Raw genomic sequence first — 22,130 nt, 5'->3', positions numbered from 1 at the left:
CGCTCATGCTGCGCTCATGGCGTGATATGCAGCCCCAGCATGGCCAGTTTGCCGAAATCGACAGGCTTGGCGAAGTGTTCGTTGAACCCGGCCTGCAGGGCCGCCTGGCGGTCGTGTTCCTGGCCATAGCCGGTCAGCGCCACGAGCTGGAATTGCTGCGGTATCGGCAGCTGGCGCAGTTTGCCGGCCACGTCGTAGCCGCTCATGTCGGGCAGGCCGATGTCGAGAAAGACGATGTCGGGCTTGAATTCCAAGGTGCGCTCGGTCGCTTGCGCGCCCGTGTAGGCCGTGCGCACCGTGTGGCCGTACATTTCCAGCAGCTCGGCCAGGGTGTCGGCCGCATCGCAGTTGTCGTCGACGACGAGGATGCGCTGACTGCCGCCGGAGACAGCCTCCGGCGCCGGCGCGGCGGCGGCCACGGGCACGTTGGCGTCGAGGGGCAGGATCACTTCGAAGGTGCTGCCCAGCCCCACGCCGGGGCTGTGCACGCTGACCTGGCCGCCGTGCAAGGTCACCAGGTTGCGCACCAGCGACAGGCCGATGCCCAGGCCATCCTGCACCCGGTCGGGCGAATGGCCGCTCTGCTCGAACAGGCCGAAGATGCTGTCGATGTTGGCGGCGGCGATGCCGATGCCGTTGTCGCTCAGGCGGATGCGCACATTGTCGCCTTCGCGGACGGCGGAAATGGCGATGCGCCCGCCCGGCGCCGTGAACTTGGCCGCGTTGAGCAGCAGGTTGGCGACGATCTGCGACAGGCGCACGGCGTCGCCGCAGACCCACAGTTCTTCCTTGGGCAGATGCACGTCGAGCGCATGGCCGCGCGCCTCGATGCTGTGCGAACTCGTTTCCAGCGCGCTGCGGATGACGCTGGCCAGGCTCACGCTTTCCCACTGCAGCGAGATCTTGCCCTGCGAAATGCGCGACACGTCGAGCAGGTCGTCCACCAGGCGCACCAGGTGGTCCGTGTGGCGGCCGATGGTGCGGCGCGCATTGTCCTGCACGGCCGGCACGACGGGGTCGAGCTTGCACAGCAGGGCCAGCGCCGTGCGGATGGGGCCCAGCGGATTGCGCAATTCGTGGGCCAGGGTGGCCAGGAATTCATCCTTGCGGCGGTCCACGTCGCGCAGCGCGCGCTCGACGCGGCCCAGGCGCAGCAGCGCCTTGACGTTGGCGATCAGTTCATCGGCCTCGATCGGCTCGACCAGGTAATTGTCGGCGCCGCCATCGAGTGCGCGGATCTTGTCGGCCGTGCCGATGCACGATGCCGACGTCTGCAGCACCAGAATGGTGTTCGTCTCGGCGCCGCCCTTCAGTTGGCGGCACACTTCCAGGCCGTTGATGTCGGGCAGCTTGACGTCGAGCAGGATCAGGTTCGGGCGGTCCTGGCGGGCGCGCAGCAGTGCGTCGCCGCCGTTCGAGGCTTCGATGACCTTGAAGCCGGCGCGTTTGAGGATGCGCGACTTGGCGTAGCGTGCGCCATCGCTGTCATCGACGTTCAGGATCAGAGCATCGCTGTTGTTATCCGGTAGCATGCGCATTGTCCCAGGTGGTTGTGCCTTGCGGCGGAACCGGCTCTTGCCGGTGATGTTGGTTGCCGATCAGTGCGCGCAGGGTCGCCAGCAATTGCTGGCGCGACAGCGGCTTGACGTAATAGGCGTCGGCGCCCAGGGCCAGGCCCTTGCGTACGTCGTCGATCTCGGTGGCGACGATGACGGGCACCTGGCGCCGCAGCGGGTCGTTTTTCAGCTCGGCCAGCCAGTGCCAGGCCGTTTCGCCGTGCAGCAGGATGTCGAGGATGACGGCGGCGGGGCGCTGCTGTTCCCAGCGTTCCTGCGCCTCGCGCACGCTGCGCGCGGGGACCACGCGAAACTCGCTGCCGGCCAAGAATTTTTCATACAGCAGGCGCACGGGCGGATTGTCTTCCACCACCAGCACGCCGATGCGCTGGTCGTTGCCATTGTCGTTGGCCGGCGCGCTCGGCGGCAGGCTGCCTTCGGGCGCATGGTAGCTGGCGGGCAGGACCACGGAAAACAGCGAACCCTGGCCCGGCGTGCTTTCCACGGACACCGTGCCATTGAGCAGGGTGGCCAGGTTGCGGCACAGGGGCAGGCCCAGGCCCGTGCCCTTGACCTTGCGCTGCATGTGGTTTTCCACCTGGCTGAATTCCTCGAAGATCAGCTGCACGTCCTCGGCATCGATGCCCAGGCCCGTGTCGGAGACGGAAAAACGGATGGCGTCCTGCTCCGGCAAGGGCGTGGCGCTGACGACGATGGCGCCGGCCTCGGTGAACTTGAGCGCGTTGGAGATGAAGTTGCGCAGGATTTGCGACAGCTTGCCTTCATCCGTATGGATCTGCAGCGCCGGATCGGGGTCGATGAAGGTGAGCGTGAGCGAATCGGACACCAGCAGCGGGCGCAGCATGCCGCGCAGGGCGCTGAACAGGTCGGCCACCTGGAAGCTGTTGGCGTGCACGTCGACCTTGCCCGCCTCGATCTTGGCCAGGTCCAGCAGGTCGTTTACCAGGTCGCTCAGGCTGACGGCGCTTTGCAGGATGAACAGCACCTGCTTTTCCTGTTCCTCCGACAGTTCGCCGTCGATGCGGTCGAGCAGCAGCTTGGACAGGGCACGGATGGAGCTGAGCGGCGTGCGGAATTCATGGCTCATGTTCGACAGGAAGCGCGACTTCATCTGGTCGGCGCGGCGCAGGTGGTCGGCTTTTTCATCGAGTTCCGCGAACAGCGCCACCACGCCCCGGTTGGTGTCTTCCAGTTCGCGCGTCAGCTGCAGCAGGTCTTCCTGGCGCGTTTTCAGTTCGGCCAGGGTGCTCATGAGTTCGCGGTTCTGCTGCTGCACTTCGGCCAGCGTGATATCCGACGGCAGCGCCTGCAGGCTGGCGGACAGGGTGCCGATGCTTTGCCCGTCGAGCAGGGGCGCGTCGCGCGGGAACAGCTTGTGCAGCGTGATCTGGGTGCCGTCGCCGGGCGCGCTGTGGATATGGCAGCGGTCCATCAGGCGCTGCGCGCCCAGGATGCCCAGGCCCATGCCCGTGGGCGAGCGGTAGGTGCCGGCCAGTATCCGGTCGAGCTGCGCGATGCCGGGGCCCTGGTCCTCGATGCGGATGCTGAGCACCTGCGGCGCCGTCTGGCCATCGATGGCGAAATGCACCTTGCCGCTGCCCGCGTAGTTGTAGACGTTGCGCGCCAGCTCCGACACGGCCGTGGCGATGCGTACCTGGTCCTGCACGCCGAAGCCGCACAGGGCGGCGATCTGCCGCGCGCGCTGGCGCGCCCCCACCACATCGAGTTCGCTGCCGATATGGGCCGTCAATATGCGTTGCGTCATGGCGTGTCGTTCCTTTCCGCACCGGCATGCCGGTGCTCCTCATGTTCGCGCAGCACCACCACCGTGACGTCGTCGCGCCCGCGCGCAAAATCGCGGTACAGCACGGCGGCGATGAGGCTGGGGTGGCATTGCGCCAGGCCCGGATACTGTTCCAGGTCCCAGCGCGTGTGCAAGCCGTCCGAGTGCATGATCAAGGTCGTGCCCAGCTGCCACGGATAGCAGAATTCCTGCACCTTGCGCAGATTGCTGCCGACGATGCCGTTATGCGACAGCAGATGCCGGCGCTGCTGCGCGTCGAAGGCGCAGGCGGCGATGTTGCCCACGCCGGCATAGCGCAATTCGCGGCGCGCGCTGTCGATATGCGCCACCGCCAGGGCCGCGCCGCGCGTGGTGCGCAGGGCGCCGTGGGCCAGTTCGATGAAGGGGGCGGGCAGGGGCGGCAGGCCGGGCGTGTCGTGTTCCAGCAGCGCGCTGGCGCGTTCCGACGCGCGCGCCGCCAGCGGGCCGTGGCCCAGGCCATCGGCCACCATCAGGCTCAGTTCATGGCCTTCGCACACGACGTTCCAGGCGTCGCCGCACACCTGTTCCGAGGCCAGCGGCAGGCATACGGCGCCGATGCGCCAGTTCGGACGGGCGGGAATGGCGCTGCTGGCATGCTGGCCCCATACCACCACCATCAGCACCGTGCCCTTGCCGGGCGCCGTGTACAGGTCGAATTCCTGGCCCAGGCGGCGTATCGCGCCCAGTCCAACGCCGTAGGTGCCCGTGGTGGAATGGCCATCCTGCATGTGCTGGCGCACGTTGGCCATGCCGGGACCGTTGTCGATGGCCAGCACCTCGATGCCGCTGGTGCCGCCGCGCAGCACCTTGCGCAGCAGGATTTCGCCGCGCTGCGCGTGCTTGACGATATTGGTGGCCGCCTCGCTGATGATGATGGCCAGCTGGCCCGTGCGCACGTCGTCGAAGCCGATGCGGCGCGCCAGTTCGTTGCCGGCGCGGCGGGCCGCGGCGATCTCGCTCGGTTCGCCGATGGGAAAACTTCTTTGCCTGAGAATGTCAGGCTGTGGTTCCTGGTGGTTCAAAACAGCTTCCATTTCGCGATGGTGACGGTGGTGCCCGCGCCGGGCGCCGTGTCGATGTGAAATGCGTCGGCCAGGCGCTTGGCGCCGCCCAGCCCCAGTCCCAGCCCGCCGCCGCTGGTATAGCCATCGGTCAGTGCCAGGGAAATATCGTCGATGCCCGGTCCCGCGTCGACAAAGCGCAGTTCCAGTCCCTGGCGCGCGCCATCGCAGACGCGCGCGATGCGCGCTTCGCCGCCGCCGCCGTAGCGCAGGGTGTTGCGCGCCAGTTCGCTGGCCGCCGTGATGATCTTGGTCTGTTCGATCAGGCCAAAACCCATGGCGACCATGCTGTCGCGCACCTGCTTGCGCAAGCGCACGACGTCTTCGTCGCTGTGCAGGGGCAGGATCTGCTGCACACCGGCCTGCGCCCGCTCCTGTGCCTGCGCGCCTAGCAAGGCGCCCCCGTCATGCGCATGCGCCGCCCCGTTCCAGCATCTTGATGCCCAGCTCCACGTTGAGCGCCGTGCTCACGCCTTCCAGGGTCAGCCCCAGTTCCACCAGCGTGATGGCGACGGCCGGCTGCATGCCGACGACGACGGTGCGCGCGTCGAGGATTTTCGCCATCGCCGCCGTGTTGCTGATCATGCGGCCGATGAAGGAGTCGACGATGTCGAGCGCGGAAATGTCGATCAGCACGCCCGTGGCGCGGTCCGTCACGATGCGGGTGGTCAGGTCGTCCTGCAGGGTCATCGCCAGGCGGTCATGCATGTCCACCTGGATCGTCACCAGCAGCAGCCGGCCCATGCGTAAAATGGGGATTCTTTCCATAGGCGCCTCAGTGTTGTTGCTGCTGGTAGGTGATGCTGGAACCCGTGCGCTTCAGGGCCACGACGAAGGCGTCGGCCAGCGTGGCCTTGGTCATCACGTCTTCCAGATTGACGCCCAGGTGCACGATGGTTTGCGCGATCTGCGGGCGGATGCCGCTGATGATGCAGTCGGCGCCCATCAGGCGCGCGGCGGCGATCGTCTTCAGCAGGTGCTGCGCCACCAGAGTGTCGACGGTGGGCACGCCCGTGATGTCGATGATGGCGATCAGGGCGCCCGTGTCGACGATCTTTTGCAGCAGGCTTTCCATCACCACCTGCGTGCGGGCGCTGTCGAGGGTGCCGATCAGGGGCAGGGCCAGCACGTTTTGCCACAGCTGCACCACGGGCGTGGACAGTTCCAGCAATTCCTGCTGCTGGCGCAAGATCACCTGTTCGCGCGCCTTCTGGTAGATGGCGATGGTCAGCAGGCCCAGTTCGTCGAACAATTTGCTGGTGCTGACGATGGCGTCGCCCAACTGCTCCGGCTGCGCCGTGATTGCCTTGCGCAGGTAGGCGAACAGCGGTTCCTTGAGGGCGAACATGAAGCTGGCCGTGTCGATCGGCGAATAGCCCTGGCGCACGCGCGACTGCGATATTTCGGCGAGCAATTGGCGCGTGTCGTCCCAGGCGCCGCCTTCGATGTCGAACGAGTCGCCGCTTTCCAGCGCGCCCGCCAGCAGCGGCAGGAATTGCGATGCCTGCTGGCGCAGCTCGTTTTCGGCGATCTTGTCGCGCCGCACTAGGCGGGCGATCAGGCCGGCCATCCAGCCGTCCAGCAGTTCCGTGTGGTGCTCGTTGATGATGCCGGCCAGTTGCTGCGCCTGGCCCGTGCCTGTCTTGACCGTGTCCGTCTTCATTTTCATGCTGATCCTTGGCTGGAGTGGAGGGTGCGGCACGGCCGCAAACGGGCCCGCGCTGTGATGAATAAATTATAGGCAGACATGGCCATGGCCTGTGTTCTGTGCCGCACATAGTGGCGCATGTCGATATACATTCCTGTGGGAAACATTGGTGCTTTTAAAGATGCATTTAATTTGCATGTTTAAGCGGCTTCCGCTACACTGGGAGCACTCAACAAGAGAAAAACACCATGAATATCGACAAATTCAAGCAGCAGCACCTGGCCATCCTGGCCGCCATCGATGACTTGCGCCGGCTGGCGCGCGGCGGTGTCGCCGCGCAGGCGCAGGCCATTGCCGAACAGATCATCGCCATGAGCGGCTTGATCAAGCTGCACCTGGCCGTCGAGCAGCGCTACCTGTACCCGGCTGCGCAAGCGTCCGGCGTGGCCAGGGTGGCCCAGCTGGGCCGCCAGTACGAAAACGAGATGGACGGCATTGCCGGCGCCTACCTTGATTTCGCCGGCCGCTGGAATACGCCCGTGCGCCTGGCGGCCGAACCGGAAGCCTTCCGCAGCGAAGCCAACACCGTGCTGCACGCGCTGTTCCAGCGCATGCGCCGCGAAGACCACGAGTTATACCCGGCCGTTGAAACACTGGCCTGAAACCGCTTACTAATAGATACAGGAGTTTTACATGCTGACCCAAGAACAACGCGCCATCATCACGGCCACCGTCCCCATCCTCGAGCAGGGCGGCGAAGCGCTGACCCGTCATTTCTACAAGAACCTGTTCCGCGACCATCCCGAAGTGCTGCCGTACTTTAACCAGGCGCACCAGCACAGCGGCGACCAGCAGCGCGCGCTGGCCAATGGCGTGTTGATGTATGCCAAACATATCGACCAGCTTGAAGCGCTGGGCGACCTGGTGGCCACCATCGTCAACAAGCACGTGGCCCTGCAGATCCGCGCCGAGCACTATCCGCTGGTGGGCGCCAGCCTGCTGCAGGCGATCCGCGAAGTGTTGGGCGAAGAGGTGGCCAGCGACGCCGTCATCGACGCCTGGGGCGCGGCCTACGGCCAGCTGGCCGATATCCTGGCCGGCGAGGAAGGGCGCATCTACAAGGCGCAAGCGGCCGCGCCGGGCGGCTGGAGCGGCGCACGCGACTTTGTAGTGCGCAGCAAGACGGTGGAAAGCGGCGAGATCACGTCCTTCCTGCTGGCGCCCGCCGATGGCCAGCCCGTGCTCGACTTTGCGGCAGGTCAATATATCGGCGTGCTGGTCGATGTCGACGGCGTGCCCATGCGCCGCCAGTACTCCTTGTCGGCCGTCAGCAATGGCCAGACCTACCGCATCAGCGTCAAGCGGGAAGAGGGCGGCAAGGTGTCGAATTTCTTCCACGACCACGTGCAGGCGGGCGATACCGTGCAGCTGACGCCGCCCTCGGGCGACTTCGTGCTGACGGAGAGCGACAAGCCGCTGGTGCTGATCAGCGGCGGCGTGGGCATCACGCCGACCCTGGCCATGCTGACGGCGGCCCTGCGCGGCAAGCGCCCCGTGCATTTCATTCATGCGGCGCGCCACCACGGCGTGCATGCATTCCGCGCGCAGATCGATGCACTGGCCGCGCAGCACCCGCAATTGAAACGCTATTACTGCTACGCGGAACATGCCGGTGAGCAAGATGCGCCCGATGCCGTCGGCTTGCTGAATAAAGAGCAGTTGAATAGCTGGCTACCGGCCTCGCGCGACGTCGACGCGTATTTCCTGGGACCCCAGCCGTTCATGCGGGCCGTCAAGCAATACCTGCGCGAGCTGGGCGTGCCGGAACGGCAGACGCACCATGAATTCTTCGGACCGGCAGCCGCGCTGAACTGACCTTGTCTGCCTTGTGTTACTCCTTGCGTTGCTCCTTGTATTGCTCCTTGTGTTGCCCCTGCGAGAAAAAAACGCCGCCGTAAGGGGCGGGTAAGCCTCGCGCCGTATTGTGAATGCAAGCTCGACAAGAAAAGAGCAGGCTTTTACATAACGGAGGCAACACCATGCATGACGATCTGGTACAAAAACTCAAGAGCGATCCCAATTATCATCAATTGGTCAGGCTGCGCTCGCGCTTCGGCTGGGCCCTGACGGGCCTGATGATGCTGGTGTACTACGGCTACATCCTGCTGATCGCGTTCGACAAGGAATTTCTTGCCGCCAAAACGGGCGCGGGGGTGATGACCTGGGGCATGCCGATCGGCCTGTTCGTCATCGTGTTTACCGTCGTGATCACGGGCATCTATGTGCGCCGCGCCAACAAGCAATTCGACGACCTGACCAGCGCCATCCAGGCACGGGTGCAAGCATGAACGGCGCCGCTTTGACACAACGCAAGCATTCCTGCCTCGCGGCGCTGGCCTTGCTGGCGGGCGCCAGCGGCAGCGTGCTGGCGGCCGGCGCCGACCTGGGCCAGGCAGTCAAGCAGCCCACCAACTGGACGGCCATCATCATGTTTGCCGTCTTCGTCATCTTTACCCTGTTCGTCACCAAGTGGGCGGCCAAGAAGACCAAGTCGGCCTCCGATTTCTACACGGCCGGCGGCGGCATCACGGGCTTCCAGAATGGCCTGGCCATCGCGGGCGACTATATGTCGGCCGCATCGTTCCTCGGCATTTCCGCCGCCGTCTTCCTGAACGGCTACGACGGCCTGATCTACGCCATCGGCTTTCTCGTCGGCTGGCCCGTCATCACCTTCCTGATGGCCGAGCGCCTGCGCAACCTGGGCCGCTACACCTTTGCCGACGTGGCCGCCTACCGCTTCAAGCAGGCGCCGATCCGCATTTTCTCGGCGTCCGGCACCCTGGTCGTCGTGGCCTTTTACCTGATCGCGCAGATGGTGGGCGCGGGCCAGCTGATCAAGCTGCTGTTCGGCCTGGAATACTGGATCGCCGTCGTGCTGGTCGGCACCTTGATGATGATCTACGTGCTGTTCGGCGGCATGACGGCCACCACCTGGGTACAGATCATCAAGGCCGTGATGCTGCTGGGCGGCGCTACCTTCATGGCCGTGGCCGTGCTGGCGCAGTTCAACTTCAGCCCGGAAGCGCTGTTCGCCAAGTCGGTGGACGTGCATGCCACCAAGGAAGCCATCATGGGCCCCGGTTCCTTCATCAAGGACCCGATCTCGGCCATCTCGTTCGGCATGGCGCTGATGTTCGGCACGGCCGGCTTGCCGCACATCCTGATGCGTTTCTTCACGGTACCGAGCGCCAAGGAAGCGCGAAAATCCGTGTTCTGGGCCACCACCTGGATCGCCTATTTCTACATTCTGACCTTCATCATCGGCTTTGGCGCCATCGTGCTGGTCAGCACCAATCCCGAGTTCAAGGATGCGGCCGGCAAATTGCTGGGCGGTAACAACATGGCAGCCGTGCACCTGGCCAAGGCCGTGGGCGGCAACGTCTTCCTCGGCTTCATGTCGGCGGTCGCGTTCGCCACCATCCTGGCCGTCGTGGCGGGCCTGACCCTGTCGGGCGCGTCGGCCGTGTCGCACGACCTGTATGCCACCGTCATCAAGAAGGGCAAGGCCACGGGCGCCAACGAATTGAAAGTGTCGCGCGTGACGACGATCGTGCTGGGCATCATCGCCGTGGTGCTGGGTATTGCCTTCGAGAAACAGAACATCGCCTTCATGGTCTCGCTGGCGTTCGCGATTGCCGCCTCGGCCAACTTCCCCGTGCTGTTCATGTCGGTGCTGTGGAAAGACTGCACCACGCGGGGCGCCACCATCGGCGGCTTCCTGGGCTTGATCACGGCCGTGGCGTTGACGGTGGTGTCGAAGTCCGTGTGGGTCGACGTGCTCGGCCATGGCGAAGCGCTGTTCCCGTACGCTTCGCCGGCGCTGTTCTCGATGACGGCGGGCTTCGTCGGCATCTGGCTGTTCTCGGTGCTCGACAAGAGCCCGCGCGCGCGCATCGACCGCGCCGGCTATGAAGCGCAGCAAATGCGTTCGGAAACGGGCATCGGCGCGGCAGGCGCCAGCGCACATTGATGTTGTAGGTAATTACTGCAAGAAACAATGCCCGGTTCGCCGGGCATTGTTGTTTTTGGCGCGCTTACTTTGCCACGCGCAGGGGAATCACGCCGGCCGCCAGCGCGGGCGCGCCCGGTGCCGCTTCGAGTATCGACGCCAGGGTCACCGTGTCGAGCACGGCCAGGAAGGCGGCCGTGGCCTGGCCCAGCTTGGCCTTCAGCAGGCAATCGGGCGTCAGCGGGCAGGTGTTGTTTTCCTTGTTGAAGCACTCGGCCATGAAGAAATCGCTTTCCGTCTCGCGCACCACGGTGCCGATATTGATCTCGGCCGGGTCTCGCGCCAGGCGCAGGCCGCCGTTGCGTCCACGCACGGTTTCCACGATGCCCGACAGGCCCAGCTGGTGCACCACCTTCATCAGGTGATTCTTTGAAATCGCATGCAGGTCGGCGATGTCCTGGATGGTGACGAGGCGGTCGCGGTGCACGCCCAGGTACATCAGGGTGCGCAGGGTGTAGTCGGTATAGGCAGTCAGTCGCATGGGATATCGTTCATAAGATGTGGATTACATCCTTGTTTCATCCGCAGCATACAGGAGAGCGCCTGCGATGTGTGTTGCGCCGTCACTTTTCGGCCTGGAAAGACAAAAGTTGATTGCCTTTCGTTTAAATGCGTAGTAAATTTTCATATTGTTGCCCTGGCAAACAGCTTGCAAGCCCGTGTCGACCCTTTAAGCATGGATTTTATTGATGAAAATCAAGAGGATGGTGAAGCAATAAGGTAAATTTACTACAAAAATCGGATGATGGGCGTTTCCCGGCCGGGGAGCGCGTACTACGCAATCTGTGCGGTGCCGCCGTGGCCGCCCCAGGAAATGAATACCATGCAAATGAATGAAGTGAAAGACGAGCTGCTGAGCAGCGATATCCGCCAGCTGGGCCGTCTGCTGGGCGACGCCATCCGCAACCATCTGGGCGACCCCGCCTTCGAGCGCATCGAACATGTGCGCCAGTTGGCCATCCGTTTCCGTCGCGACAATGATGAAGCGGCGCGCGCGCAGCTGTCCGATGCGCTGCAAGCGCTGTCGCAGGAAGAAACCACGCAATTGACGCGCGCTTTCAGCTATTTCTCACTGCTGGCCAACATTGCGGAAGATCAACACCACATCCGCCGCACGCGCGCCCATCTGATCGCCGGTTCGCGGCCGCGCCAGGGTAGTCTCAGCCATGCCGTCGGCAACGTGTTTGACGCGGGCAAGGCCGATGCGCTGGAAACTTTCTTTGAAGATGCGTTCGTCAGCCCCGTGTTCACGGCGCATCCGACGGAAGTGCAGCGCAAGAGCATCCAGAATTGCCAGATGGCTATCGCGCGCCTGTTGAGCGAGCGCGACCGCGTGCAAATGACGCCGGAAGAAGCGGAACAGAACGAAGAAGCGCTGGGCCGCGGTATTGTCACCCTGTGGCAAACCCGTCTGTTGCGCACCAGCAAGCTGTCCGTCATGGATGAAGTGGCCAATGGCCTGTCGTTCTACGACCACACGATCCTGCGCGAATTGCCGAAATTGTATTCCTCGCTGGAAACGATGTTGGCCCAGCGCGATGCCCGCTGGGAAGATGCGGAATTGCCCAATTTCATGAAAGTCGGCAGCTGGATCGGCGGCGACCGCGACGGCAACCCCTTCGTCACGGCCGACATCCTGCGCAGCACCCTGCAGACGCAGGCCGACAAGGTGCTCGACTTTTACCTCGGCGAATTGCGCAAGCTCGCTTCGCAACTGTCGCTGGCGCAAATCCTGAACGCCTGCAGCGAGCCGCTGCGCGCGCTGGCCGAGCGCTCGGCCGATGCCTCGCCGCACCGGGTCGACGAACCGTACCGCCGCGCCCTGCATGGCATCCACGCGCGCCTCGATGCCACGCGCGTGGTGCTGTCTGGCAAGGGCAGGCAAGCCGATGGCGTGCAGCCTTACGCGGCAGCGGCCGAGCTGCTGGCCGACCTGGACGTGGTCCAGCATTCGCTCGTCAGCAATGGCTTGCGCGCGCTGGCGCGGGGCCGGCTGCGCCAGCTGCGCCGCGCCGTCAAGGTCTTCGGCTTTTCGCTGGCGCCGCTCGATTTGCGCCAGAATTCCGACGTGCACGAGCGCGTCGTGGGCGAACTGTTCGCCGGCGCCCAGCCGGGCCTGGTCTACCTGGACCTTGATGAAGAGCAGCGTATCGCCGTGCTGCTGGCCGAGCTGGAGTCGCCGCGCCTGCTGACGTCGCCGTATGCGCAGTACTCGGAAGAAACGACGTCCGAACTCGACATTTTCCGTGCCGTGCGCGCAGCCCACGTCAAATACGGCAAGGAATCGGTGCCGAACTGCATCATTTCCAAGGCGGCCAGCGTATCGGACTTGCTGGAAGTGGCCTTGCTGCTGAAAGAAGTGGGCTTGCTGCGCCAGGACAGCCGCGAAGTGGACGTCAACATCATTCCCCTGTTCGAAACCATCGACGACTTGCGCGCCGGCCCCGCCATCATGGCGCGCGCGTTTGGCTTGCCGTTCTACCGGGACTTGCTGGCCTCGCGCGCGGACCAGCAGGAAGTCATGCTTGGTTATTCCGACAGCAACAAGGACGGCGGCTTTCTGACCTCCGGCTGGGAACTCTACAAGGCCGAAATCGAGCTGGTGACCGTGTTCAAGGAATATCAGATCAAGCTGCGATTGTTCCACGGCCGCGGAGGTTCCGTGGGCCGCGGCGGCGGACCCAGCTATGAAGCCATCCTGGCCCAGCCGGCCGGCGCCGTGCAGGGGCAGATCCGGCTGACGGAGCAGGGCGAAGTCATCACGGCCAAGTATGCGAACCCGGAAGTAGGGCGCCGCAACCTGGAAGTGCTGGTGGCCGCCACCATCCAGTCGACCCTGCTGCCGCAGGCGCAGCTGCAGCCGAAGGCTTCGGCCGGCGCGGGCCATTTGGCCGCCATGGAAGAACTGTCCGGTACGGCCCTGAACGCCTACCGCGACCTCGTCTACGGCACGGACGGCTTCGAACAGTACTTCTGGGAATCGACGGTGATCGCGGAAATTGCCGCCCTGAATATCGGCAGCCGTCCCGCCTCGCGCAAGAAATCGACCTCGATCGAGGATTTGCGCGCCATTCCCTGGGTGTTGAGCTGGGCCCAATGCCGCTTGATGCTGCCGGGCTGGTTCGGTTTCGGTTCCGCCGTGCAAGCCTACCTGGCCGCCCATCCCGCCGATGGGGCCGACGTGCTGCGCGGCATGTACACGGATTGGCCCTTCTTCACGTCCTTGCTGTCGAACATGGATATGGTCCTGGCCAAGAGCGACATCGCCATCGCCGGCAAGTATGCGGAACTCGTCAAGGACAAGGCCTTGCGCGACGCCATCTTTACGCGCATCCGCGCCGAATACGCGGCCACCTTGGCCGCCTTGAAGCTGATCACGGGCCAGGAAGAGTTGCAGCAAGCCAATCCGCTGATGCAGCGCTCGATACGCAACCGTTTCCCGTACATCGATCCGCTCAACCACGTGCAGGTGGAGCTGTTGAAACGCTTCCGCGAGGGTAAACAGGATGCGGCGGCGCGCACGGGCATTCATTTGTCGATCAACGGCATCGCCGCAGGACTTCGCAATAGCGGTTAATTGATTCATTCAAACAAGATCAAGGAGACAGCATGACCATCAAAGTTGCCATCAATGGCTATGGCCGCATCGGCCGCAATGTCTTGCGCGCGTTTTATGAAGGCGGCAAGCAGCAGGATATCGAGATCGTCGCCATCAACGACCTGGGCGATGCCAAGTCGAATGCGCATTTGACGCGCTACGACACGGTGCACGGCAAGTTTCCCGGCGTCGTCACCATCGATGGCGAGAACATGCTCGTCAACGGCGACCGCATCCGCGTCTTCGCGCAGCGCGACCCGGCCCTGATTCCATGGGGAGAGTTGGGCGTTGACGTGGTGCTCGAATGCACGGGTTTCTTCACCACCAAGGAAAAAGCCTCGGCCCATTTGAAGGGCGGGGCAAAGAAAGTCATCATTTCCGCGCCGGGCGGCAAGGACGTGGACGCCACCATCGTGTTCGGCGTCAACCAGCACGTGCTGAAAGCCACGGACACGGTCATCTCGAATGCCTCGTGCACGACGAACTGCCTCGCACCCTTAGTCAAGCCGCTCAACGACGCCATCGGCATCGAATCGGGCCTGATGACCACCGTGCATGCCTACACGAACGACCAGGTGCTGTCCGATGTGATGCATGAAGACTTGCGCCGCGCCCGTTCGGCCACGCATTCGATGATCCCCACCAAGACGGGCGCGGCGGCCGCCGTCGGCCTGGTCTTGCCGGAACTGAATGGCAAGCTCGATGGTTTTGCCGTGCGCGTGCCGACCATCAACGTCTCGCTGGTCGACCTGTCCTTCATCGCCAAGCGTGATACCAGCGTCGAAGAAGTCAATGCCTTGCTGAAAACGGCGTCGGAAGGCGCGCTGAAAGGCATCCTCACTTACCAGACGGAACCGCTGGTTTCCATCGACTTCAACCACAACCCGGCCTCGTCGAACTTCGATGCGACCCTGACCAAGGTTTCGGGCCGCCTCGTGAAAGTGTCGTCGTGGTACGACAACGAGTGGGGTTTCTCGAACCGCATGCTCGACACCACGGTCGCCCTGATGGCGGCCAAGTAACAAGAACCACCGCTGATCCAGCGCACCAGGACGGCCGGCCCACAAGGCTGGCCCTTGTAGCAACTCATTATAGAAAGCAGCACACCATGACCATGCAAGTACAGCAACGCGCCACCAAGATCGTTTCCACCATCGGCCCCGCTTCGAACGATATCGATACCCTGGTCCGCATGTTCAAGGCCGGCGTCGACGTCGTGCGCCTGAACTTCTCGCATGGCAAGGCGCAAGACCATATCGACCGCGCCCGCATGGTGCGCGAAGCGGCTGCCCTGTGCGGCCGCGAAGTGGCCATCATGGCCGACTTGCAAGGTCCGAAGATTCGTGTCGGCAAGTTTGAAGAAGGCAAGATTTTCCTGGAAAACGGCGCTTCCTTCATCCTCGACGCGAAATGGGGCGAAAACGGCGAACTGGGCAACATCGAGCGCTGCGGCCTCGACTACAAGGAATTGCCGCGCGATTTGCGCGCCGCCGACGTATTGTTGCTCAACGATGGCCTGATCGTCTTGACGGTCGACAAAGTTGTCGGCAGCGAAATCCATACGACGGTGAAAATCGGCGGTGAATTGTCGAACAACAAGGGCATCAACCGCCAGGGCGGCGGCTTGTCGGCCCCGGCCCTGACGGCGAAAGACATGGAAGACGTGAAAACGGCGATGAGCTTCCAGGCCGATTACGTGGCCGTCTCGTTCCCGAAAAACGCCACCGACATGGTCATGGCGCGCCAGCTGGCCAATATCGCCGGCGAAGCGTGGGACCACAAGCCGATGATGATCGCCAAGATCGAACGGGCGGAAGCCATTCCCGCGCTGCAGGAAATCCTCGACGCTTCCGACGGCATCATGGTGGCGCGCGGCGACCTGGCCGTGGAAGTGGGCAATGCGGCCGTGCCGGCACTGCAAAAGCGCATGATCAAGATGGCGCGCGCGTCGAATAAACTGGCCATTACTGCCACGCAGATGATGGAATCGATGATCGTCAACGCCGTGCCGACCCGCGCGGAAGTGTCCGACGTGGCCAATGCCGTGCTCGACGGTACGGACGCCGTCATGACGTCGGCGGAAACGGCCTCGGGCCGCTACCCGATCGAAACGGTGGAAGCGATGGCCGCCATCTGCCTGGATGCGGAAAAGTGGGATACCTGCAAGCTGGACGCCGATTTCCTCAACGCCACGTTTTCGCGCATCGACCAGTCGATCGCCTACGGCGCGCTGTTTACGGCCCACCACCTGCGCGTGAAAGCGATCGCCACACTGACGGAATCGGGCTCCACGGCCCTGTGGATGAGCCGTTGCAACATCGATATCCCCATCGTCGCGCTGACCCCCAGCGTGGGCACGCGCCGCAAGCTGGCCCTGTACCGCAACGTCAGCACCCTGGAACTGACGTCCGGCACGGACCGCGACAAGGTCTTGCAGCAGGCGGAAGACTTGCTGCTGGAACATAAAGTCGTGGCCAAGGGCGACACCGTCGTGCTGACCTGGGGCGAACCGATGGGCAAGGTCGGCGGCACGAATGCCTTGAAAATCATGAAGATCGGCCAGCATTGATCGTGGCATCGTTGGAAACGGCGTAAGCCGGCTTGGCGCTGCGCGCGCAAGCCGGCAACCGTCGCGGCAGTCTTAAGAATGCCTGAAAGAGCCGTCCACACCGGCCAACCGCGGGGCAGATGCGCAATCTGCCATTGCGGCACCCGCATTTCCGTGTCAGCATGGCTTTTCTGCCTTGCAAGGCGTGTCCGGAGTGCATGATGACTACCTGCCTGCCGGCCCTGATCTGATCGCTGTCGGCCTTCGTTTGCCTCTTCATTGCCAAACGCCGCTACTTGAAAACCACCGCCGCCAGGGCCATCCTGGTGGTGTTTCTGGGGCCGCTGGCCATTCCCTTCGTGCTGGCCGCAAAGCCCGGGAAACCCGCGCTGGCGTAAGCCGCCGGCCGTCCTTGGATTGTCGGCGTGCCGCATTGCATGACGGGTGCGCGACAGCCGCGCTACACAGCCTGAAACAACAGTTTCCAGGCGCGGGCAGGCGCCGGCGTTGACGCGGGGCGGCACTGTTTGCGATAATGAGAATTATTCTCAGTTTGGTGATGCTGTCGCCCCTCTATCGCCAACCCTCCACCTTGCCGCTTGCAGCGCAGGAGTCCGTCGTGAACATTGCGCAGTCCAGCGAATCGATCGCCGTCATTTACAGCAGCCACCACGGCTGGCTGATGCGCTGGCTGCGCGCCAAGCTGCAGTGCGCCGACCATGCGGCCGACCTGGCGCAGGATACCTTCGTGCGCCTGCTGACGGCGCCGCCCGAGGGCCGGCAGAGCCTGCGCGAACCGCGCGCCTACCTGACGACCGTGGCGCAGCGCCTGCTGATCGACCATTACCGGCGCCTGTCGCTGGAGCAGGCGTGGCTGGAAACCCTGGCGCAGCAGCCTGAATTGCTGATGCAGTCGCCGGAAGAGCGTTTGCTGGTACTGGAAGCCTTGCAGCGCATCGATGCCATGCTCGACGGCTTGCCGCCGCTGGTGCGCAACGCCTTCCTGCTGGCGCATGTCGATGGCCTCGGCTATGGGGAAATCGCCCGGTGCCTGGCCGTGAGCGAGCGCAGCATCAAGCGTTACATGGTGCAGGCGTTCGAGCGCTGCATCCTCTTGATCCTGTGAACGCCAGCACGGTTGCCATCAATCCCCGCGCGGCGCGGGCGGCGGCGCAATGGCTGGTGCGCCTGCACGGGGGACCCTTGAACCTTGACGAACAGCAAGCCTTCCAGGCCTGGCGCGCCAGCGATCCCGCGCATGAGGCGGCGTGGAAACGGGCCGAGCTGGTATGCGGCACCCTGGCCAGCGTGCCGCCCGCGCTGCGCCAGACGGCGGATGCGCCGCCGCAGTCGCCGCACAGGCGTGCCGTGCTCTACGGCTTGGCGGGGCTGATCGCGGCCGGGCCGGTGCTATGGCTGGCCAGCGAGTCGGCGCCCTGGCAGGCGTGGCGCGCGGCCATCTGCACGGCCAGGGGGGAAATCGGCCATATGAACTTGCCCGATGGTACGCAACTGGTGCTCAATACGGACACGGCCATCGACTTGCGCTTTGACGGCGCGGCGCGCCTGGTGGCCTTGCATGCCGGGGAAATCCACGTTGCCACAGCGCACGACCAGGCCGTGCCGGCGCGCCCGTTCCTGGTGCGCAGCAGCAATGGCGTCGTGCGCGCGCTGGGTACGCACTTCAGCGTGCGCCAGGGCGGCAGCGTGCTGGCACCGCGCACGCGGGTGAGCGTCAGCGAGGGTGCCGTCGAGATCCGGCCATCGCAAGCGCCCGACGCCTTGCGCAGGGTCGATGCGGGCCGGCAAGGCAGTTTCGATGACCGTGCCGTTTCTGCCTTGACGCCGCTGGCGCCGCATGGCGACGCCTGGCTGCGTGGCGCGCTGATCGCCGAGCGCATGCCGCTGGGCGAGGTGCTGGAACAGGTGGCGCGCTACCGCTATGGCGTGCTGCGCTGCGATCCGGCGCTCGCGGCCATGCCCGTCGATGGCATCTTCCAGCTGAACGACCCGGACAACATCCTGCTCTTGCTGCAGCGCGCCTTGCCGATCCGGCTGGTGCGCCGCACGCGCTACTGGATCAGTGTCGAGGCGGCCTGACGCAAAATTTGCCGCCAGCCTGTTCCTGCATGTCCCTTTTTGCGGATTGCTTCGTCATACAAGGTAGAGGACGAACAATCTGAACCATCGAAAGGGTTTACATGGCTTTGCAGCACCGTAGCTTGACAGCAGCACGCATGACGCTCCATCCCACCACCGGCGCCGTGCGCGCCGCGCTGGTCCTGCTCCTGGCCGTGGGCGCGGCCGGCGCCACTTTGCCGCACATGGCGCTGGCGGCCGAGGCCAGCCCGGCCGCCAGCCTGCGCGACTACGGCATTCCCGCCGGCAGCCTGCGCGATGCGCTGGCCTCGTTTGCCATCGCCGCCGGCATCAACCTGTCCACGCAGGGCGTGGCGCTGGACGGCCTGGCGACGCCGGGCTTGCGGGGCCGTTATGGCGTCGCTGCCGGCTTGCAGACGTTGCTGCAAGGCAGCGGCCTGGACGTGGTGGACGGCGGCAGCGGCAATTACCTGTTGCGCAAGATCAATAACAGCACGGCCGAGGGCGGCCTGGCCAGCATGCCGGCCGTGGTCGTCAGCGCCGAGGCGGACCGCGCCACGGAAGGCACGGGCTTATATACGGCGCGCGCCATGTCGACGGCCACGGGGCTGAACCTGTCGCAGCGCCACACGCCGCAAACGGTCAGCGTGATTTCGCGCCAGCAGATGGAAGATTTCGATTTGACCACCTTGCAGGATGTCGCGCGCGCCACGCCTGGCCTGTATGGCAAGACGCAGGGTGTGTCCGACCAGGAAACCACATATTTTGCGCGCGGTTTTGCCTTGAGCCACGTCAATGTCGACGGCTTGCCGCTCGATGTCACGGGTTTTAACGAGCGTAATGTTTCCGCCGACATGCTGATGTACGACCGGGTGGAAGTGGTGCGCGGTGCCACGGGTTTGATGGAAGGGGCGGGCGCGCCGTCGGGCAGCATCAACATGATACGCAAGCGCCCCACGGCCACGCCCTTGCTGAATGCGTCCGCTCACCTGGGCAGCTGGAAGGACCGGCAATGGACGGTGGACGCCAGCAATGCCCTGAATGACACGGGCAGCGTGCGCGGCAGGGTGGCGGCCGGCTGGCGCGACAGCGACAGCTTTGTCGACGTGGTCAGCAACAGCAACGGCACCGTGTATGCGATCGTCGAGGCGGACCTGACGCCGTCGACCACGGCCGGCGTCGGTTTTTCGCGCCAGCACAGCCGCACCGATGGCGTGTTCGTCGGCTTGCCGACGTTTGCCGATGGCCGTCACATGGACTTGCCCCGCTCGACCTTCCTGAATAATGCCGATTCCTTCCAGAAACGCGACAACAACGTCGTCTTCGCCGACCTGGAAACCAGGCTGGAGCAGGGTTGGCGCAGCCGCTTTGCCATCACGCGCATCGATGCCTCGTCCAGCACGTGCAACACCACCAATAGCCGCATCGATGGCGAGCTCTATCGTTTCAGCCAGTCGGAAACGGGCTGGAAGTACAACACGGATCAGGTGGTGGCCGACTGGCGCCTGAGCGGCCCCGTCACCTGGTTCGGCCGCCGGCACGACGTCATCGTCGGCGCCAGCTACCGCCACGACGATTCGGACGCGGGCCAGAGCTGGGAAGGGGCGGCCGCGCGCGTGATCGACATCCGCCAGTGGAATCCCCATGCCTACCGCATGAACGGCGCGCCGTTCGAGCCGTACAACTGGGGCCGCAGGACGGACGAAAAGGGGATTTATGCGGCCGGCAACTTCAGCTTGGCCGATCCGCTGCGCCTGGTGCTGGGCGGTCGCTTCGGCTGGTATACGCAGGACGTGACGGGCTGGTATTCGACCAACCCAGTCTGGCGCCGCGACCTGACGGAAAACGCGAAGTTTACGCCGTACGCGGGCCTCGTCTATGATGTGGATCAACATCACTCCGTGTATGCGAGCGGCACGCAGATATTCCAGCCGCAAAGCGTGCTCGACGTGGGCGGCAATACCTTGCCGCCGTTGAGCGGCACCAATCTGGAAGCGGGCGTCAAGGGCGAGTATTTCGGCGGCAGGCTCAACGCCAGCGGCGCCTTGTTCCGCATCAAGCAAAACAACCGCGCCATGGCCGATGAAGTCAATTGTCCGACGGGCGGCGCCATCTACTGCGCCCGCGCGGCCGGGCAGGTGCGGAGCGAAGGCATCGATCTGCAATTGTCGGGCTCGCCATTGCCGGGCTGGCAGATCGCGGGCGGCTACACCTATGTGCTGGCCAAGTACACGAAAGACAGCGTGGCGGCGAATATCGGCCAGCGCATCGCCACGGATGAACCGAAGCAATTGTTCAAGCTGTACACGACTGTGCAGCTGCGCGGCAGTCTGGCGCGGTGGAGCCTGGGTGCCTCCGTGTACGCGCAGGACAAGATCTACCGCCGCGACACGGCTTACCTGACGCAGCAGGGCGCTTACGCCATCGTCGGCCTGACGGCCGGCTACCGCCTGAGCGAGCAGCTGCAGCTGCGCCTCAGCGTCGACAACGTGCTCGACCGCCGCTACTACCAGGGCCTCGGCTATGCGTGGTCGGGCGGGCTGGAGCGCTACGGCGCGCCGCGCAGCGTGCTGCTGTCCCTGAACTACAAGCTGTAGCCGTGGCGCCAGCAGAGCGCGCCCGGCCGGGCGCCTCTGCTACACTGCCGCCGTCCCCATTTTTTACTGTTCCCATGACCGCCACACACGTCCTCACGCCCCTGAAAAGCGCTTTCCAGCAATCGCGCGCCGAAAACAACATCGAGCTGATCCTGCCCGAACTGCTGGCCGCGCAATTGCACGTCGTTATCGGCGGGCAAAGCGAGCAGATCGACCTGTTCCTCGTGCCGTCGCCGAATCCCGAGCGCCAGTGCGTGACGGTGGCGGAAGATCCGGCCTTTTTGGCCGGCATCAATTTTCCCAAGATTCCCGTCACGGGGGCGCAACTGATCGCCTCGATTCCCGCCGAGGTCGAGATCGTCCTCCTGCATGGCGATGGCGCCAACTACCTGACGCGCGAACAGCTGGCGTGGTTCCGCGGCATGCTGGCGCCGACCGCTTGAGCGGGGAGCTGGGACCCAGGCTGAAGCCGGCGCGCGCGGAATGGATATGCTTTGCGGCGGCCGACGATGCCGCGGCCCAGGCGGCGCTGATGGCGGACATGCGTCCCGTGCTGTCGCGCAGCGTGCTGCTGGCCGGCTGCGCGCTGATCCTCGCCTTTGTCGGGCAAGCCGTCTGGCGCGACGTGCCGTACGCGGGCGAGGCAGTGTTGTTCGGTCCGCTTGCTCTGGCCGCCTGGATCGCGGGCCTGGTGCTGTTTCCCGGACGCGCTTTGCTCTTTCATGTGGAACTTGGCGATGCGGGCCTGTTGCTGCGGCGCCATGCGCGGCGCCTGCCCGGCTGGGATAAAAGCGTGCAGCTGGAGTTGGCGCAGCTGCAGCGGCTGGACGTGGTCACGTATGCGGGCGCATTGCAGGTCTATCGGACCCCGGCACCGCTGGCGCGCGTGGAGCTGCTGCTCTACACGACTCTCGCGGACTGTCCGCTGATCCGCGTGGTGGGCCTGAACTTGCCCGTGCCGCAGCGCTGGACGCTGTGCCAGATCAAGGAAGAACTGAGCCGCCGCTGTAGACTGGCCGGTATCCCTGTCCGCGAGACGGCTGGGCCGATCAGCCAGGAATCCGCGGCCATCCGCGCGCGCTGGCCGCAGGGGTAGGCGCAGACGGG

General features: G+C 64.5%; 19 protein-coding genes. 12 read left to right on the top strand and 7 right to left on the bottom strand.

The window, feature by feature from the left end:
• Positions 1-14: 14 nt before the first annotated feature.
• Genes AC1RJW_RS19125 through AC1RJW_RS19100 form a run of 6 tightly spaced genes read right to left on the bottom strand, consistent with a single transcriptional unit; the run spans position 15 to position 6,132 of the window.
• On the bottom strand, positions 15-1,532 hold the full coding sequence (locus AC1RJW_RS19125) for an ATP-binding response regulator (protein WP_493046380.1): 1,518 nt from the start codon (positions 1,530-1,532) through the stop codon (positions 15-17).
• Positions 1,519-3,342, bottom strand: coding sequence for an ATP-binding protein (locus tag AC1RJW_RS19120; RefSeq protein ID WP_493046379.1), 1,824 nt, complete (start codon positions 3,340-3,342; stop codon positions 1,519-1,521). Before AC1RJW_RS19120 ends, AC1RJW_RS19125 begins: the two co-directional genes overlap by 14 nt.
• Complete coding sequence (locus tag AC1RJW_RS19115) at positions 3,339-4,424, bottom strand: ATP-binding SpoIIE family protein phosphatase (protein WP_493046378.1); 1,086 nt, start codon at positions 4,422-4,424, stop codon at positions 3,339-3,341. Before AC1RJW_RS19115 ends, AC1RJW_RS19120 begins: the two co-directional genes overlap by 4 nt.
• Positions 4,421-4,858 (bottom strand): ATP-binding protein, encoded by a 438-nt coding sequence (locus AC1RJW_RS19110; RefSeq protein ID WP_493046377.1) that lies wholly within the window; start codon positions 4,856-4,858, stop codon positions 4,421-4,423. The genes AC1RJW_RS19115 and AC1RJW_RS19110 overlap by 4 nt, the downstream gene beginning before the upstream one ends.
• A 10-nt stretch (positions 4,859-4,868) precedes the next feature.
• Positions 4,869-5,231: an STAS domain-containing protein gene (locus tag AC1RJW_RS19105; RefSeq protein ID WP_034755734.1), complete on the bottom strand. Its 363-nt coding sequence runs from the start codon at positions 5,229-5,231 to the stop codon at positions 4,869-4,871.
• Between the two features lie 7 nt (positions 5,232-5,238).
• Positions 5,239-6,132: an STAS domain-containing protein gene (locus AC1RJW_RS19100; RefSeq protein ID WP_493046376.1), complete on the bottom strand. Its 894-nt coding sequence runs from the start codon at positions 6,130-6,132 to the stop codon at positions 5,239-5,241.
• Positions 6,133-6,359: 227 nt separating this feature from the next.
• Here AC1RJW_RS19100 and AC1RJW_RS19095 point away from each other — a divergent pair, with 227 nt between their 5' ends.
• The 4 genes from AC1RJW_RS19095 (at position 6,360) to AC1RJW_RS19080 (ending at position 10,141) form a co-directional block, all read left to right on the top strand.
• Entirely contained in the window at positions 6,360-6,773 is a 414-nt protein-coding gene (locus tag AC1RJW_RS19095) for a hemerythrin domain-containing protein (protein ID WP_493046375.1), read from the top strand.
• A 31-nt stretch (positions 6,774-6,804) separates the two neighbouring features.
• Entirely contained in the window at positions 6,805-7,986 is a 1,182-nt protein-coding gene (gene hmpA, locus AC1RJW_RS19090) for an NO-inducible flavohemoprotein (RefSeq protein ID WP_493046374.1), read from the top strand.
• Between the two features lie 164 nt (positions 7,987-8,150).
• Positions 8,151-8,459: a DUF485 domain-containing protein gene (locus AC1RJW_RS19085; protein WP_493046373.1), complete on the top strand. Its 309-nt coding sequence runs from the start codon at positions 8,151-8,153 to the stop codon at positions 8,457-8,459.
• On the top strand, positions 8,456-10,141 hold the full coding sequence (locus AC1RJW_RS19080; RefSeq protein ID WP_493046372.1) for a cation acetate symporter: 1,686 nt from the start codon (positions 8,456-8,458) through the stop codon (positions 10,139-10,141). The genes AC1RJW_RS19085 and AC1RJW_RS19080 overlap by 4 nt, the downstream gene beginning before the upstream one ends.
• 64 nt (positions 10,142-10,205) lie before the next feature.
• Here AC1RJW_RS19080 and AC1RJW_RS19075 read toward each other — a convergent pair whose 3' ends face one another.
• Entirely contained in the window at positions 10,206-10,661 is a 456-nt protein-coding gene (locus AC1RJW_RS19075) for an RrF2 family transcriptional regulator (RefSeq protein ID WP_475414958.1), read from the bottom strand.
• 342 nt (positions 10,662-11,003) lie between these two features.
• On the opposite strand from AC1RJW_RS19075, the gene ppc reads away from it, so the two are divergent.
• The 8 genes from ppc to AC1RJW_RS19035 all read left to right on the top strand — a co-directional run bounded on the left by ppc (position 11,004) and on the right by AC1RJW_RS19035 (position 22,119).
• Entirely contained in the window at positions 11,004-13,757 is a 2,754-nt protein-coding gene (gene ppc, locus AC1RJW_RS19070; RefSeq protein ID WP_493046371.1) for a phosphoenolpyruvate carboxylase, read from the top strand.
• Positions 13,758-13,789: 32 nt separating this feature from the next.
• Entirely contained in the window at positions 13,790-14,800 is a 1,011-nt protein-coding gene (gene gap, locus AC1RJW_RS19065) for a type I glyceraldehyde-3-phosphate dehydrogenase (protein WP_475414960.1), read from the top strand.
• Between the two features lie 86 nt (positions 14,801-14,886).
• Positions 14,887-16,347 (top strand): pyruvate kinase, encoded by a 1,461-nt coding sequence (gene pyk, locus AC1RJW_RS19060; RefSeq protein ID WP_077405132.1) that lies wholly within the window; start codon positions 14,887-14,889, stop codon positions 16,345-16,347.
• 598 nt (positions 16,348-16,945) lie between these two features.
• Positions 16,946-17,452 (top strand): sigma-70 family RNA polymerase sigma factor, encoded by a 507-nt coding sequence (locus AC1RJW_RS19055; protein WP_493046370.1) that lies wholly within the window; start codon positions 16,946-16,948, stop codon positions 17,450-17,452.
• Positions 17,449-18,426, top strand: a complete 978-nt coding sequence (locus tag AC1RJW_RS19050) for a FecR domain-containing protein (RefSeq protein ID WP_493046369.1) — start codon at positions 17,449-17,451, stop codon at positions 18,424-18,426. The genes AC1RJW_RS19055 and AC1RJW_RS19050 overlap by 4 nt, the downstream gene beginning before the upstream one ends.
• Before the next feature lie 137 nt (positions 18,427-18,563).
• Positions 18,564-21,023, top strand: coding sequence for a TonB-dependent siderophore receptor (locus AC1RJW_RS19045; RefSeq protein ID WP_493046368.1), 2,460 nt, complete (start codon positions 18,564-18,566; stop codon positions 21,021-21,023).
• A 74-nt stretch (positions 21,024-21,097) separates the two neighbouring features.
• Positions 21,098-21,466 carry a hypothetical protein gene (locus tag AC1RJW_RS19040; protein WP_493046367.1) on the top strand — a complete coding sequence of 123 codons (369 nt, stop codon included), beginning with the start codon at positions 21,098-21,100 and terminating at the stop codon, positions 21,464-21,466.
• A complete protein-coding gene (locus AC1RJW_RS19035) occupies positions 21,463-22,119 on the top strand; it encodes a hypothetical protein (RefSeq protein WP_493046366.1) in 657 nt (218 codons plus the stop codon). Before AC1RJW_RS19040 ends, AC1RJW_RS19035 begins: the two co-directional genes overlap by 4 nt.
• Positions 22,120-22,130 lie beyond the last annotated feature (11 nt).

The organism is Janthinobacterium sp. GW822-FHT07A03, from assembly GCF_058798815.1.
Note: the sequence above shows the minus strand (reverse complement) of the source record. Positions and strands in the feature narration are given on the sequence as shown.

Coding starts and splice junctions, on each gene's coding strand:
- AC1RJW_RS19125 (WP_493046380.1), bottom strand. CDS start 1,532: ATGCTACCGGATAACAACAGCGATGCTCTGATCCTGAACGTCGATGAC.
- AC1RJW_RS19120 (WP_493046379.1), bottom strand. CDS start 3,342: ATGACGCAACGCATATTGACGGCCCATATCGGCAGCGAACTCGATGTG.
- AC1RJW_RS19105 (WP_034755734.1), bottom strand. CDS start 5,231: ATGGAAAGAATCCCCATTTTACGCATGGGCCGGCTGCTGCTGGTGACG.
- AC1RJW_RS19100 (WP_493046376.1), bottom strand. CDS start 6,132: ATGAAAATGAAGACGGACACGGTCAAGACAGGCACGGGCCAGGCGCAG.
- AC1RJW_RS19095 (WP_493046375.1), top strand. CDS start 6,360: ATGAATATCGACAAATTCAAGCAGCAGCACCTGGCCATCCTGGCCGCC.
- hmpA (WP_493046374.1), top strand. CDS start 6,805: ATGCTGACCCAAGAACAACGCGCCATCATCACGGCCACCGTCCCCATC.
- AC1RJW_RS19085 (WP_493046373.1), top strand. CDS start 8,151: ATGCATGACGATCTGGTACAAAAACTCAAGAGCGATCCCAATTATCAT.
- AC1RJW_RS19080 (WP_493046372.1), top strand. CDS start 8,456: ATGAACGGCGCCGCTTTGACACAACGCAAGCATTCCTGCCTCGCGGCG.
- AC1RJW_RS19075 (WP_475414958.1), bottom strand. CDS start 10,661: ATGCGACTGACTGCCTATACCGACTACACCCTGCGCACCCTGATGTAC.
- ppc (WP_493046371.1), top strand. CDS start 11,004: ATGCAAATGAATGAAGTGAAAGACGAGCTGCTGAGCAGCGATATCCGC.
- gap (WP_475414960.1), top strand. CDS start 13,790: ATGACCATCAAAGTTGCCATCAATGGCTATGGCCGCATCGGCCGCAAT.
- pyk (WP_077405132.1), top strand. CDS start 14,887: ATGACCATGCAAGTACAGCAACGCGCCACCAAGATCGTTTCCACCATC.
- AC1RJW_RS19045 (WP_493046368.1), top strand. CDS start 18,564: ATGACGCTCCATCCCACCACCGGCGCCGTGCGCGCCGCGCTGGTCCTG.
- AC1RJW_RS19040 (WP_493046367.1), top strand. CDS start 21,098: ATGACCGCCACACACGTCCTCACGCCCCTGAAAAGCGCTTTCCAGCAA.